Genomic DNA, 12,973 nt, shown 5'->3' with positions numbered 1-12,973 from the left:
GTGTTTTATTATTAAATAAAATTCTTTTTTGACAGATAAAAAATTGTGTTTTTTATAGGTAGATCCCATCAGATTTGTTATTCATTTGCAATGAAATAGTCGGATAAATAAAAAGAAACTTTTGCGATCCGGTTTGAGCAGGTTTTTACGAAAACTTCAAATTTAAAGCCCGTTAAATCGGGCTTTAAAATAGAGATAAGCGTTTATTTTTTCTTCTGGCAATTCGGACAAATATAGCTATTGCGTTGTCCAATAATTAAACTTTCAATTTTTGTACCGCACTTTGGACAAGGTTTGTCTTTGTTACCATATACTAATAATTCTTGTGCGAAATAGCCGGGGCGGCCATCCGGTTGTAAAAAATCTTTGAGTGTTGTTCCACCCTGTTGTATTGCTTTTTCTAACACAGATTTGATCGTATCTACTAATAATATGCATTGTTTTCGGGTGAGATTTGCTGTCACTTTTTGTGGATGTAAGCCGCATAAAAATAAACTTTCATTGGCATAAATATTACCGACGCCGACCACGACGGCATTATCCATTAAGAAAGTTTTAAGTGCGGTCAATTTTTTACGGGATTTTTTGAAGAGATATTCAGCATTAAACTCATCGGAAAGTGGCTCAGGGCCAAGTTTCAAGAAAAGATGAAATTCGTCAAGATTTTCTGTCCATAGCCATGCGCCAAAGCGGCGGGGATCGTTATAGCGCAATAATTTCCCGTTATTCATAATAATATCTAGGTGATCGTGTTTATCAATAGGGCTGTCGTGCGGCACAATTCGAACTGAGCCGGACATACCTAAATGCCCGATGATATAGCCTTGTTCTGTATGGATGATAAGATATTTTGCCCGACGTGAGAGTTTTAGAATTTTCACATTGGTCAGTTCCATTAATTCAGGTGAAACAGCCCAACGTAATTTAGGTTGGCGAACAGTTATTTTTTCAATAGTAAAACCTGTTAAATAGGGGCTTATACCACGTAGGGCAGTTTCAACTTCAGGTAATTCCGGCATAATTGAGTTCTCTAATGAATTTTTTGTACAAAAAAACCCGAGCGATGTCGGGCTTTTTCAAATCGGCAAAATTATTTGATTTTTGCTTCTTTATAGATAACGTGTTTACGTACTACCGGATCAAATTTTTTGATTTCCATTTTTTCAGGCATGTTACGTTTGTTTTTATCGGTTGTGTAGAAGTGACCGGTCTCTGCAGTAGAAACTAAACGGATTTTCTCACGAGCGCCTTTCGCTGCCATGTCTTAGCTCCTTTTATTAGATTTTTTCGCCACGAGCACGGATTTCAGCTAACACTGCATCAATGCCTTTTTTATCAATAATACGCATACCTTTTGCTGTTAAGCGCAAAGTTACGAAACGGTTTTCACTTTCAACCCAAAAACGGTGAGTGTGAAGGTTTGGAAGAAAACGACGACGTGTCGCATTCATTGCGTGTGAGCGGTTATTACCCACAGCCGGACGCTTGCCTGTTACTTGACAAACTCTAGACATAATAATCTCCAATAATTAAATATAAGCTCGAGCTTACGGTTCGGATTGCTCTAAATCTGGCTTAACCAGATTTGCTGCCTCGTCAGGTCGCGCAAATCCGACCCGCTTACTATATTAAAGGTGGCAGATTATACTGACTTTATTTCCATTTCTCAAGCATAAATACGATTTTCCTAAGGGAGTAGAAAAAAATCAGTAATTTTTATGAGAACTAAAGGAAATTATGCTCGGCAAAGGAATAGCAATCGCTTTTTCCCACAATGAAATGATCAAGAACACGAATTTCCATTAATTCTGCCGCCTCACAAATTTTTTGTGTGACGAGTTGATCCGCCTGGCTAGGTTCTGCTACCCCTGAAGGATGGTTATGTACCAAAATGAGCGCTGCAGCATTGCAATAAAGCGCTTCTTTGATTATTTCACGCGGATATACGTTTGCGACATTAATTGTGCCTAAAAACAACCGCTCTTTTTTAATGAGTCTGTGTTGATTGTCTAAAAATAACACCATAAAAATTTCACGTTCTTCATGTTGTAGCTCAATTCTTAAATAGAGTTTGACTGTCTCCGGGTCGGTAAAAATTTGTGAATGAAGCATTTCTTGTTTAAGGTAGCGCTTGGTCATTTCAGTAGTCGCTTGGAGTTGAATAAATTGCGTAATACCTAAACCTTTCATTGCACAAAAAGAAATTTGATCGGCTGAAAGCAGGGCTCGAAGCGAACCAAAATGCTCAATGACTTGCTGTGAAAGTTGCAGAACAGGGCAGTCTTTTATGCCGGTACGTAAAAAAATTGCTAAGAGTTCTTGGTCTGAAAGAGTGGCGGCTCCATATTTTAATAACTTTTCTCGCGGCATAAGTTGGTGAATTTCCATTGGTTTTACCTTATATCAATAAAAATCTCCCAGATTTTGACCGCTCTTCTATGATTTGACTATTGAGGCATGTAAATACTGCGTAGCGGATCGTGAAAATAAAATTTTTTATTCAACTAAATTGAAGTAAAATACATAAATTGTGGTTAACCACTAACAAATTAAACGGAGAGGAAATGAAGCTAAGTGGAAAATGTATTGTTGTGGGAATAACAGGAGGAATTGCAGCCTATAAAACCATTGAGTTTATTCGCTTATTGTGTAAAGCGGAGGCTGAAGTCCGTGTGGTATTGACACCCGCTGCCGCAGAATTTGTTACCCCCCTGACTTTACAAGCTATTTCCGGTAATGCGGTCGCACAATCTTTACTTGACCCGCAGGCGGAACTCGCTATGGGACATATTGAGCTTGCAAAATGGGCTGATGCGGTGATAATTGCGCCGGCTAGTGCGGATTTTATTGCTCGTTTTGCGGTGGGGATGGCAAATGATTTGCTTTCTACAATTTGTTTAGCAACCGATGCACCGATTTTTCTTGCTCCGGCAATGAATCAACAAATGTTCCGTCAACAAATTACCCGACAAAATTTGACCGCACTTCAAGCGAGAGGCATACAGATGATAGGTCCAAATAGTGGTTTTCAGGCTTGTGGTGATATGGGAGCAGGGCGGATGTCGGAGCCGATGGAAATATTTACGGCACTTTCGGTTTTTTTCACACAACGCCAAGACTTACAAGGATTAAATGTGGCGATCACTGCAGGCCCGACTCGAGAAGCCATTGATCCTGTCCGTTATATTTCCAATCATAGCTCTGGAAAAATGGGCTTTGCTATTGCAGACAGTTTTGCAAAACGTGGGGCGAATGTCACATTAATTAGCGGCCCTGTAAATTTACCGACACCGAATAATGTGACACGTATTGATGTCGTATCGGCAAAAGAAATGTGGCAAGTTTCCCTTGAAAATGCCGTTAAAAATCAGATTTTTATTGGCTGTGCAGCGGTGGCCGATTATCGTGTTGCGGATATTGCCGAACAGAAAATTAAAAAATCTGCTGAGGAAATGTTGCTTAAATTAGTTAAAAATCCGGATATTATTGCAGATGTAGGGCATTTAACGAGAAATCGTCCTTTTACAGTGGGATTTGCAGCAGAAACGCAAAATCTTGCTGATTATGCAAAGGCGAAACTAAAACGTAAAAATTTAGATATGATTTGTGCGAATGATGTATCTGGCGGGCAAGTGTTTAATGCTGATGACAATGCTTTACAGCTTTTCTGGAAAGCAGGCGGGGCAACCCTTTCTTTTAAATCGAAAACTGAACTTGCAGCTGATTTAGTTGATGAGATCGTTAAACAATATCAAAAAACATAGTAATTTTTGACCGCACTTTATGCAAGAAATAGAATTTCAAACGGAGTATAAAATGAAAAAAATTGATGTAAAAATTTTAGATCAACGTATTGGAAAAGAATTTCCTTTACCTACTTATGCCACTGCAGGCTCTGCCGGTCTGGATTTGCGGGCTCTAATTGATGAAAGTTTTGAAATTCAACCGAATGAAACAAAATTGATTCCGACAGGTTTATCCGTCTATATCGCCGATCCCAATCTAGCAGCGATTATTTTACCGCGTTCCGGTTTAGGGCATAAACACGGAATCGTGTTAGGAAATTTAGTGGGGTTGATTGATTCGGACTATCAAGGTCCATTGATGGTTTCCGTGTGGAATCGAGGTTCTGAACCTTTTAAAATTGAAGTGGGTGATCGGATTGCGCAGTTAGTATTTGTTCCCGTGGTACAGGCAGAATTCAATCTTGTTCAGGATTTTCAACAAACCGAGCGTGGTGAAGGCGGTTTTGGACATTCAGGCAAACAGTAACCTATGATAGAAGAACAGTTATCTTTATCCGGTGTAGATGAAATTGCACCGGAAGTAAAAATACCGAAAATTGAAAAACGTACCGTGAAAGAGCGTCGTCAGCAAGTATTAACGGTATTAACCCATATGCTACATTCTGAACGGGGAATGGAGCGTATGACTACTGCCCGTCTGGCACAGGAAGTTGGTGTGTCGGAGGCTGCACTCTATCGTTATTTCCCGAGTAAAACAAAAATATTTGAAGCGTTGATTGAAAATATTGAAAGTAATTTATTGAGCCGAATCAATGCTTCTATACGTAATGAAACCAATACGCTGAATCGTGTCCATGATATTTTACAAATGATTTTGGATTTTGCCCGTAAAAATCCCGGTTTCACACGCATTTTAACGGGGCATGCGCTAATGTTTGAAGGGGCGGAATTACAGGCACGCGTAGCAATGTTTTTTGATCGCCTTGAAATGCAATTTGTGAATATTCTACAAATGCGTAAATTACGGGAAGGAAAGGGATTTGCAGTGGATATTCGTATTATTGCCGCACATTTAGTAACCTTATGCGAGGGACAATTTATGCGTTATGTTCGAACGAATTTCCGCGTAACATCAAGCCAATCTTTTGAACAACAATGGCGCTTTATTGAACCTTTATTTGCCTAATTGACTTTCTTAAGGAAATGTATGATTATTCCATGGCAGAGTTTGGAATCCGAAACCCTTGATAATATTGTTGAAAGTGTCATATTACGCGAGGGTACCGATTACGGAGCGGAAGAAATTCCATTTGCACGTAAAAAAGAACAATTATTAGAAAAAATCCGTAATGGAAGTGCGGTCATTATCTGGTCAGAATTACACGAATCCATTGATATAAAAGATAAAATGGAGTTTTTGAAGTAGAAACTGCTAAGGAGTCAATATGTCAAATTACATTGATGCTGACATTGAGGTGGAACAATTACATGCTGAGCACCCAGCAAGAGATCCGGCTTTAGATTGGTTTTTGACACATTGCCATTTACATAAATACCCAGCGAAATCAACTTTGATTTATGCCGGGGAAGATGCAACCACGCTTTATTATGTAATTAAAGGTACTGTGATGGTTTCAGCAAAAGATGATGAAGGCAAAGAGATGATTTTAACTTATCTCGGCGCGGGGGAATTTTTTGGTGAAGCGGGTTTGTTTGATGAAGGATCAAAGCGCTCGGCTTGGGTAAAAACCAAAACACCTTGCGAGATTGCTGAAGTTTCTTATAAAAAATATCGTCAATTGATCCAAATTAATCCTGAGATTTTAATGTTTTTAACTGCACAATTAGCACGTCGGGTGCAGAATACTTCTCGCCAAGTAAGTAATTTGGCATTTTTAGATGTTGCCGGACGTATTGCTCAAACGCTGATTAACCTTGCCAAACAACCTGAGGCAATGACTCATCCGGATGGTATGCAAATTAAAATTACCCGCCAAGAAATTGGGCAAATGGTCGGCTGTTCTCGTGAAACAGTAGGACGCATTATCAAAATGCTAGAGGATCAAAATTTGATTTATGCCCATGGTAAAACGATTGTTGTTTATGGCGTAAGATAACAGGTAAGACCACTGAAAAGTGGTTTTTTTATAATGTCGGAAAAGTTTTTTGCATATTTAATATTCAAATAGATATACATTAAATTGACAATAGGGGAAAAGGATTCTATTATACGCACATTCTTACAAATGTGTAGGAATACAGGATTGGTCTCCTGAAAAGTGGCTTAAAAGGTTGAAAAACCTTTTTTATTGTTTTATGTCGCGCAGACTAGAACACCTCCATGGTGAGCTAGGTAGAAATTCCGCAAGGATGCGTACAGTAAGCCACTTGCTGTTAAGACCAATTCTGCTTAGTTCACCACCCTAGAAATAGTCTAATAAACTTTCCAAATTTTATTCTCCCAAATTAACGTGTCATAAATAATCCTGAGCGTAGTTTTTATCTTTAGTTTTTTATTAAAATATTGCTTAATGGTTTGAATAGTATGTAAAGTCATTATTTTTTAGCTAACTAAAAACTCCCTTCTGTGAAAGTGGATTTTCACTTAAAAATCAGGGTATTTTTATGTTAGACTGACACGAATTTTTCTATAAAGGCATTCCAGTGCAGTTCACTCGTTCAGTTTCTTTACGTATTGCAAAATATCTTTCTCTTATCATTATTGCTGCCGGGGTTATCAGTTCTCTGAGTTTAGCGATTATGGCGAGTAATGAATCCGATGCTGAAGCGATTAACGTTTCCGGTTCATTGCGTATGCAAAGTTATCGTTTGTTGTACTTGATGGAAAAGCGGCCGGATACCGTTGAAAAAAATCTAGGTTTTTATGAAAAAAGCCTCTATGCCCCAAGTTTGGTGAATATTCAGCATCAATTATTTGCTCCCGATGCAGTGAAACAATCGTACCAAACTATTCTTCAACGTTGGGCAGTAATGGAAAATTTTGCCCGACAAAATGATATTCAACAATACAGTCAAAATCTCATGGATTATGTGAGTGAAGTGGACTATTTTGTGTTTGAATTGCAGCGTTTTAGTGAGCAAAAATGGATTTTTGCGTTATCCGTACTGTGTTTTTCGATGTTACTCATTGTGGGGATGGTGTCTTATGTCATTTGGTTTACGCAACGTGAAGTGGTTAAACCGTTAAAATTGCTCACACGAGCCAGTATACAAGTACAAATGCGCCAGTTTAACCATATTCCGCTTGATACGAAAAATGATAATGAGCTTGGTACGTTAGCGCGTGTGTTCACGCAAATGTCAACAGAATTGGGTAAACTGTATTCACGTCTTGAAGATGCAGTGAATGAAAAAACGCAAAAATTACGTCAAACCAACCGCTCTTTATCGACCCTCTACCAAAGCTCACAGTTACTTACTGTGAATGCCATTAATGATAAAATTCTTAGCCAAGTATTGCAGCAGATTTTTGTTAGTGAACATTTGAGCTATATTGAACTGGATATTTTGGGGGCGGAACATTGGGATATTGCATTAGGACAGAAAAACACGTCTCAGAGTTTGGAAACACAAGAATTGAAAGTGGAAAGTGAGACCCTGGGTGTACTTTCATGGCAAGCAGGACTACCTTGCCCTGATCCTCGAATGATGCAAAATTTGGTGCAAATGTTAGCTCGAGCCTTATATTTCCACAAAAATCAACGTCAGCAAGAACAACTTTTATTAATGGAAGAACGATCAATTATTGCACGAGAGTTACATGATTCATTGGCTCAAGTATTATCTTTTTTACAGATCCAACTTGCCTTGTTGAAATATAATTTGAAGAAGAATGATGAGGCGGCACAACAGAAAAGTTTTGCCATTATTGATAGCTTTGAACAAGCCCTTTCTAGCGGTTATGTGCAGTTGCGTGAGTTGTTGGCTACCTTTCGTCTAACCGTACAAGAGGCTAATTTACAACAGGCATTGGAACAAGTTGTTGATTCTTTGCGTCCGCAAACCAATATGCGAATGAGGGTAAATAGCCAACTCCCGTCACAAAGCTTAAATCCTCAGCAACTCGTCCATTTGCTGCAAGTTGTACGTGAAGCTACTTTAAATGCGATTAAGCATTCTCAAGGAACAACAATTGAAATTACCGCGCATATCAATACGGAGGGGGAGTACGAAATCCTTATTCAGGATGACGGTGTTGGTATTCCAAGTTTAGATGAACCGGAAGGTCATTACGGATTAAATATTATGGCGGAACGTTGTGGTCAGCTTGGTGCAGAATTAACCATTAGTCGCCGTGAACTGGGCGGGACACAAGTTAAAATCACGTTGCCGCAAAAATTATTTTAAGGAAATACAATGAAAAGTTTACAACCCTTTCACACCTTTCATATCTCAGCCAATGCAAATGAGATTATTGAAGTAAAAAATCTTGAACAGTTGAAAAGGGCTTGGATTGGAGCAAAGGCTCAAAATCTTCCCGTGCTTTTTCTTGGGCAAGGGAGTAACATGCTTTTTGTCGAAGATTTTAATGGGATCGTTATTATCAATCGACTGTTGGGGATTACTCATGAACAAGATGAGCATTTTCACTATCTCCATGTTAATGCCGGGGAAAATTGGCATAATTTAGTGAGATACAGTCTTGAACAGGACATTGGAGGGCTAGAAAATCTTGCACTGATTCCGGGCTGTGCTGGGTCGGCACCGATTCAAAATATTGGCGCTTACGGTGTGGAATTTAAAGATGTTTGCCATTATGTTGATGTACTTGATTTGGCAACGGACAAACAATTTCGATTAAGTACGGAAGAATGTGATTTTGGTTATCGGGAAAGTATTTTTAAGCGCCGTTATCGGAATGATCACGTGATTACCGCGATAGGATTAAAACTGTCAAAAAATTGGCAACCCGTATTGGAATACGGTACGCTTGTGAACTTTGATAGGGAAAAGGTAACCGCGAAGGAAATATTTGATGAAGTTTGCCATATTCGTCAAAGTAAATTACCGAATCCTGACGAGTTTGGCAATGCGGGGAGTTTTTTCAAGAACCCGGTGGTTAGTGCCGAACAGTTTGCCGAACTGAAAAAACTTAACGAAAATCTACCGCACTTTCCACAGCCTGATGGACGTGTAAAGCTCGCGGCAGGTTGGCTAATTGATCAATGTAATCTTAAAGGCTTTAAAATTGGTGGTGCCTCAGTGCATAAAAAACAAGCATTAGTGCTGATTAATGAAAGTAATGCTATGGGACAAGATGTCGTGGATCTCTCTCGTTATATTCGTCGGTCGGTAGCTGAAAAATTTGCTGTCTATCTCCAACCGGAAGTTCGTTTTATCGGTGCAGAGGGAGAGATCGATAGTGAAAAGGCGATTGCTTAATTTTTTCGTGTATAAGTGGTAGAATCTGTCGTCATACTGAATAAAGATTCCTATCGATAAAGGAAATAAAATGAGTTTTAAAGAGATTTTGGATACGTTTCCAGCAATTGATCACCTAACAGGGTTAAATGTAAAACAAGATGGCGAGATCATCCATAATATTCCCGCCATAGCGGGAAAACTAGGGTCATTGCGCCTTTATAATGCCCTTGCAGAAAAATTTAATGGAAAATTAGACCGCACTTCGGCGCAACAGGGCATAGATTGGTTTGCGGAATATGTGGAAGATGCGAAGAAAAATCCGGGTAAACACCCTAATATTGACTTGCTTTTTAAGGTACTTAATGAAGGTTTGGTTTTAGAACTTGAAGTGCTAAAAAATAACTAAGTATATTGAACTTTTAATAGGTAAAACCTGTCTTAGAAAGCAAATTAGTTCAATAAACCTTTTTATTGTGCTATAAGGAAAATCACTAATTGGCAAAGTCCAAACAGAAGGAAAAAGATGGATAAAGAGACACAAATGATGTTAGTTCCTCAAGGTAGCATTGAAGGCTATATTCGTGCGGCAAATGAATATCCAATGTTGACCGCAGAGGAAGAAAAAGAATTAGCGGAACGTTTATATTATAACGGTGATATTGACGCAGCTAAGAAATTAGTGTTGTCACATCTTCGTTTTGTTATTCACGTTGCGCGTGGCTATTCCGGTTATGGTTTACCGCAGGCAGATCTTATTCAAGAAGGCAATATCGGTTTAATGAAAGCCGTGAAACGTTTTAATCCGGAAGTCGGGGTGCGTTTAGTTTCCTTTGCTGTTCATTGGATTAAGGCTGAAATCCATGAATATGTATTGCGCAACTGGCGTATTGTGAAAGTGGCGACTACAAAAGCACAGCGCAAACTATTTTTCAATCTACGCAAAATGAAACAGCGCTTAGGTTGGTTCAATGAAAATGAATTAGACATCGTGGCAAACGAGTTAGGCGTATCAAAAGAAGATGTGATCGAAATGGAATCACGTATGACCGGTGCCGACGTTGGCTTTGACTTACCAACCGATGACAGTGAAAGCGAAACTTATTCACCATCGCTTTATTTGGAAGATAAAAGTTCTAACTTCGCTGCGGAGTTAGAGAACGAAAATTTTGAAAGCCAAGCGACTGAGCAGTTAAGCAATGCCTTGCAAAGCCTTGATGAACGTAGTCAGGATATTATTAAAGCTCGTTGGTTAGATGAGAATAAAGCGACATTACATGATTTAGCAGCAAAATATAATGTGTCTGCAGAACGTATCCGCCAACTTGAGGCTAATGCTCTTAAAAAATTGAAAAATGCGGTGAGTTTTTAGTGACTTTTGAAGAAAGAAAACCTGCTAAATGATCAGCCCAAAAAGTTAGATTCATTTAATTTGAGGACTGAGTCCTGTGGAATACAGAGCTCAGTCCTTTTAACTTTACTTGAATACGCTCATTATTGTAGTAATGAATAGACTGGTGAATCGTTTCTTCAAGTTCGACGAAAGTATCAAACCGCCAGCCCAAATAACATTCTGTTTTTAACCGACCGAAAAGCTTTCCATCATCCTGTTATCCAAGCAATTTCCTTTTTTCGACATACTTTGCACAATGCTATTTGTCTCCAATATCGCTCAATAGTCCGGCAATTTGATATTGCCAACCTTGGTCGGAATGCAATATTGGCTTCGACCTGGTAAGTCTGACCGTTGCATGATGATCTGAACCCGTTTGTGGTTAATTGTCCGGTTTTTTCAATGCAAGCGTGATTCGTCGGTAACTATAGTTTCTATTGTTTTCATGATAAATCTCGGTAACTGCCTGTGTAGTCGAAAATTACCTATTTTTAACCACTTGTATGACGGACAATTTAAATTCAGGTAGGTTTTGTACCAAGTACAGCTAATTCGTTGCAACCATTAATGATTATATTGGTTAATCTAATACTGTAATGTTATTTCTTCCAGCTGAAAAGATTGATGGGTGAGTACGATTTTTCTATTTCGAAGATAAAACTCAATCACTTGTTATTTGAAAGACAGGCTGTATTCAGTCGTAAAAAATCTGCATCTCAATCAGTTGGTTGTTTACTCCAACTTTTGAGGGTAGAGCAGTTTTATGTGCGGATTGTTATTTGCTAACTCAAAAAACTATTTGTGAGGATAGTTATAGGTTTAAAAGTTTTATCTGGGTAAATTGCCTCAGAGAATATCCTTTTGGAAGTATTTCCATAATCAATGTATGGAAAATGTATGAGGCGGTTTAAAAGATCATCGCATTTGATATGGATACCGAAATTCTGTTTTAGAATATTAAAAGATAAAAGAGCCTATGTTCAGCTAGGAGTTTTATATGGATAACTGAAAATGGAAATAATAGAATTAAATGTCTAAGTGGCTTATGTTTATTTGTTAGTCTAAACTTCATTCGAAACTGTCAGTTTCAGCGGTAATGGGATCTTTAGAAAGTAGGATAGTGATAAGGTTGTTCAATAAGTTCTCGTATTTAAGGACAAATTAATTATGTGGTGAATAGTTTTGGACAAGAGAGTTACTGTGTATACCGCAGGTGTTAATGCAGAAATGATACAAAGATATGTGAAGTATCAAGAGATGAAGATAAGTAATTAAGTCTTTTAACAATTTAAAAATGTAAACTTGGGTTCTAAGAGTCGGTACTTAGAAACGCCTCTATGAGGCGTTAATCAAGGTCATCTTCTATCTATGAAGGATTATTTCTATTTAGCCAGTAGAACGCTTAAAGCAGTATAGAGCGTTTTAGCCGCTTCGTCGTTTATTGTGTTGCCATCTTCATCGCTAATGACAACGGCACTTTGTTTTCCGATAGCAGAAATCTGCATCATATAAGTGCCTTTTTCAAGCTCCAGTTCATCGACTCCTAAACGTAACCAATCTTCTTTATCCAACGGCGAATATTTCAATTCCCGTTGTCCGCGACCGGCAGTTTCCGATTTGATGGCAAATCCCAATTTTGGCAAGACAGCACCTAATTTTTCCCATGCTTGACCAAAGGAGGCATTCATACCCAATGCGGTTCTCCCGTTTGTATCGGTAATTAACTCAGATTGAAATGCGTCCACTGAGACATTATTGAGATCTTGCTGTTGCTTATTGTAATTATGGGTTAATGTTGAAACAAAACGATTTAAACGAGCAGAGGTGTAGCGCTGTTTTTCTGCTACACTTGGCGTGAAAAGAATATTATTGCGACGCATCTGCGCTACCGAAACACCTAATGCACTGGCGTCATGTGTGGTAAATTGTTCCACTTGATAACGAATTTCCATGTCGGATTTGTCGTCTGCCCGTTCCGTACTGTGCCAATCTGTTAATAAAACCGCACCATCAATAGTAGAATCAATCCCTTCTTCTTTTAGTAAGCGTTGAATTTGCTGTAAGTTGTAGAGAGAGGCTTGCTCGTTGGAATAAACGATTAAAGCACGTTCACCATCAAATTGTGTGAGTGAATTTTTTATGATCGCCAAGGGGACTGATGGCGGACGAATATCAACGGTTGTATCTTTTTTTATGGCAATATTGGGTAAATCATAGGTGGATGCCTGTTGTGGCAGATTAACCCCACCGCTTGCTAAAGGTGCGAAATTTGGAATAGGAGAGTTTGATTTTTGATAACTATCATTTGCGCTTTGTAATTTTTCAGGATCGGTCGAACAGGCGGATAGTAAGGCTGCCGTTGCTAATCCTAAGAAAATTTTCTTCATAATAAATCCTTAAAAATAAATGAAAAACTGACCGCACTTCGACAATTAGTTATTCAGAAAGTTTG

General features: G+C 38.6%; 14 protein-coding genes and 1 pseudogene. 9 read left to right on the top strand and 6 right to left on the bottom strand.

The features are described from left to right. Positions 1 to 203: 203 nt before the first annotated feature. The 4 genes from mutM to radC all read right to left on the bottom strand — a co-directional run bounded on the left by mutM (position 204) and on the right by radC (position 2,388). Positions 204 to 1,019, bottom strand: coding sequence for a DNA-formamidopyrimidine glycosylase (mutM, locus tag PNEUHYL_RS03220; RefSeq protein WP_059365829.1), 816 nt, complete (start codon positions 1,017 to 1,019; stop codon positions 204 to 206). 71 nt (positions 1,020 to 1,090) lie between these two features. After that, complete coding sequence (gene rpmG / locus PNEUHYL_RS03215) at positions 1,091 to 1,261, bottom strand: 50S ribosomal protein L33 (protein WP_005613503.1); 171 nt, start codon at positions 1,259 to 1,261, stop codon at positions 1,091 to 1,093. Positions 1,262 to 1,277: 16 nt separating this feature from the next. Next, on the bottom strand, positions 1,278 to 1,514 hold the full coding sequence (gene rpmB, locus PNEUHYL_RS03210; RefSeq protein ID WP_005542826.1) for a 50S ribosomal protein L28: 237 nt from the start codon (positions 1,512 to 1,514) through the stop codon (positions 1,278 to 1,280). A 211-nt stretch (positions 1,515 to 1,725) separates the two neighbouring features. Then, a complete protein-coding gene (radC, locus tag PNEUHYL_RS03205; RefSeq protein WP_059365828.1) occupies positions 1,726 to 2,388 on the bottom strand; it encodes a RadC family protein in 663 nt (220 codons plus the stop codon). Positions 2,389 to 2,564: 176 nt separating this feature from the next. On the opposite strand from radC, the gene coaBC reads away from it, so the two are divergent. The 9 genes from coaBC to rpoH all read left to right on the top strand — a co-directional run bounded on the left by coaBC (position 2,565) and on the right by rpoH (position 10,500). After that, positions 2,565 to 3,764, top strand: coding sequence for a bifunctional phosphopantothenoylcysteine decarboxylase/phosphopantothenate--cysteine ligase CoaBC (gene coaBC, locus PNEUHYL_RS03200; protein ID WP_059365827.1), 1,200 nt, complete (start codon positions 2,565 to 2,567; stop codon positions 3,762 to 3,764). A gap of 52 nt (positions 3,765 to 3,816) precedes the next feature. After that, a complete protein-coding gene (gene dut / locus PNEUHYL_RS03195; protein WP_059365826.1) occupies positions 3,817 to 4,272 on the top strand; it encodes a dUTP diphosphatase in 456 nt (151 codons plus the stop codon). 3 nt (positions 4,273 to 4,275) lie between these two features. Further along, a complete protein-coding gene (slmA, locus tag PNEUHYL_RS03190; protein ID WP_059365825.1) occupies positions 4,276 to 4,932 on the top strand; it encodes a nucleoid occlusion factor SlmA in 657 nt (218 codons plus the stop codon). Between the two features lie 21 nt (positions 4,933 to 4,953). Beyond that, positions 4,954 to 5,172 (top strand): YheU family protein, encoded by a 219-nt coding sequence (locus PNEUHYL_RS03185; RefSeq protein WP_059365824.1) that lies wholly within the window; start codon positions 4,954 to 4,956, stop codon positions 5,170 to 5,172. A gap of 19 nt (positions 5,173 to 5,191) precedes the next feature. Then, positions 5,192 to 5,863 (top strand): cAMP-activated global transcriptional regulator CRP, encoded by a 672-nt coding sequence (gene crp / locus PNEUHYL_RS03180; protein WP_059365823.1) that lies wholly within the window; start codon positions 5,192 to 5,194, stop codon positions 5,861 to 5,863. A 547-nt stretch (positions 5,864 to 6,410) separates the two neighbouring features. Continuing rightward, positions 6,411 to 8,114, top strand: a complete 1,704-nt coding sequence (gene narQ / locus PNEUHYL_RS03175; RefSeq protein WP_059365822.1) for a nitrate/nitrite two-component system sensor histidine kinase NarQ — start codon at positions 6,411 to 6,413, stop codon at positions 8,112 to 8,114. Positions 8,115 to 8,123: 9 nt separating this feature from the next. Then, positions 8,124 to 9,149, top strand: a complete 1,026-nt coding sequence (murB, locus tag PNEUHYL_RS03170; RefSeq protein ID WP_059365821.1) for a UDP-N-acetylmuramate dehydrogenase — start codon at positions 8,124 to 8,126, stop codon at positions 9,147 to 9,149. A gap of 70 nt (positions 9,150 to 9,219) precedes the next feature. After that, entirely contained in the window at positions 9,220 to 9,537 is a 318-nt protein-coding gene (locus PNEUHYL_RS03165) for a DUF2322 family protein (RefSeq protein ID WP_059365820.1), read from the top strand. A 117-nt stretch (positions 9,538 to 9,654) separates the two neighbouring features. Continuing rightward, positions 9,655 to 10,500, top strand: coding sequence for an RNA polymerase sigma factor RpoH (gene rpoH, locus PNEUHYL_RS03160; protein ID WP_059365819.1), 846 nt, complete (start codon positions 9,655 to 9,657; stop codon positions 10,498 to 10,500). 55 nt (positions 10,501 to 10,555) lie between these two features. Here rpoH and PNEUHYL_RS13665 read toward each other — a convergent pair. Both PNEUHYL_RS13665 and bamC read right to left on the bottom strand, forming a co-directional pair. Beyond that, positions 10,556 to 10,858: pseudogene (locus PNEUHYL_RS13665) on the bottom strand (IS3 family transposase); the annotation flags it as partial. Between the two features lie 1,045 nt (positions 10,859 to 11,903). Next, complete coding sequence (bamC, locus tag PNEUHYL_RS03150; RefSeq protein ID WP_059365818.1) at positions 11,904 to 12,908, bottom strand: outer membrane protein assembly factor BamC; 1,005 nt, start codon at positions 12,906 to 12,908, stop codon at positions 11,904 to 11,906. Positions 12,909 to 12,973: the final 65 nt, after the last annotated feature.

Source organism: Rodentibacter caecimuris, from assembly GCF_001019715.1.
In the GTDB taxonomy this organism is placed as follows: domain Bacteria; phylum Pseudomonadota; class Gammaproteobacteria; order Enterobacterales; family Pasteurellaceae; genus Rodentibacter; species Rodentibacter caecimuris.
This window is presented reverse-complemented; position numbering and strand designations above follow the sequence as displayed.

Bases quoted from the DNA above. Each gene is read 5' to 3' on its own strand.
- rpoH (WP_059365819.1), top strand. From the start codon at position 9,655: ATGGATAAAGAGACACAAATGATGTTAGTTCCTCAAGGTAGCATTGAA.
- murB (WP_059365821.1), top strand. From the start codon at position 8,124: ATGAAAAGTTTACAACCCTTTCACACCTTTCATATCTCAGCCAATGCA.
- PNEUHYL_RS03185 (WP_059365824.1), top strand. From the start codon at position 4,954: ATGATTATTCCATGGCAGAGTTTGGAATCCGAAACCCTTGATAATATT.
- mutM (WP_059365829.1), bottom strand. From the start codon at position 1,019: ATGCCGGAATTACCTGAAGTTGAAACTGCCCTACGTGGTATAAGCCCC.
- crp (WP_059365823.1), top strand. From the start codon at position 5,192: ATGTCAAATTACATTGATGCTGACATTGAGGTGGAACAATTACATGCT.
- bamC (WP_059365818.1), bottom strand. From the start codon at position 12,908: ATGAAGAAAATTTTCTTAGGATTAGCAACGGCAGCCTTACTATCCGCC.
- rpmG (WP_005613503.1), bottom strand. From the start codon at position 1,261: ATGGCAGCGAAAGGCGCTCGTGAGAAAATCCGTTTAGTTTCTACTGCA.
- radC (WP_059365828.1), bottom strand. From the start codon at position 2,388: ATGGAAATTCACCAACTTATGCCGCGAGAAAAGTTATTAAAATATGGA.
- rpmB (WP_005542826.1), bottom strand. From the start codon at position 1,514: ATGTCTAGAGTTTGTCAAGTAACAGGCAAGCGTCCGGCTGTGGGTAAT.
- coaBC (WP_059365827.1), top strand. From the start codon at position 2,565: ATGAAGCTAAGTGGAAAATGTATTGTTGTGGGAATAACAGGAGGAATT.
- PNEUHYL_RS03165 (WP_059365820.1), top strand. From the start codon at position 9,220: ATGAGTTTTAAAGAGATTTTGGATACGTTTCCAGCAATTGATCACCTA.
- dut (WP_059365826.1), top strand. From the start codon at position 3,817: ATGAAAAAAATTGATGTAAAAATTTTAGATCAACGTATTGGAAAAGAA.
- slmA (WP_059365825.1), top strand. From the start codon at position 4,276: ATGATAGAAGAACAGTTATCTTTATCCGGTGTAGATGAAATTGCACCG.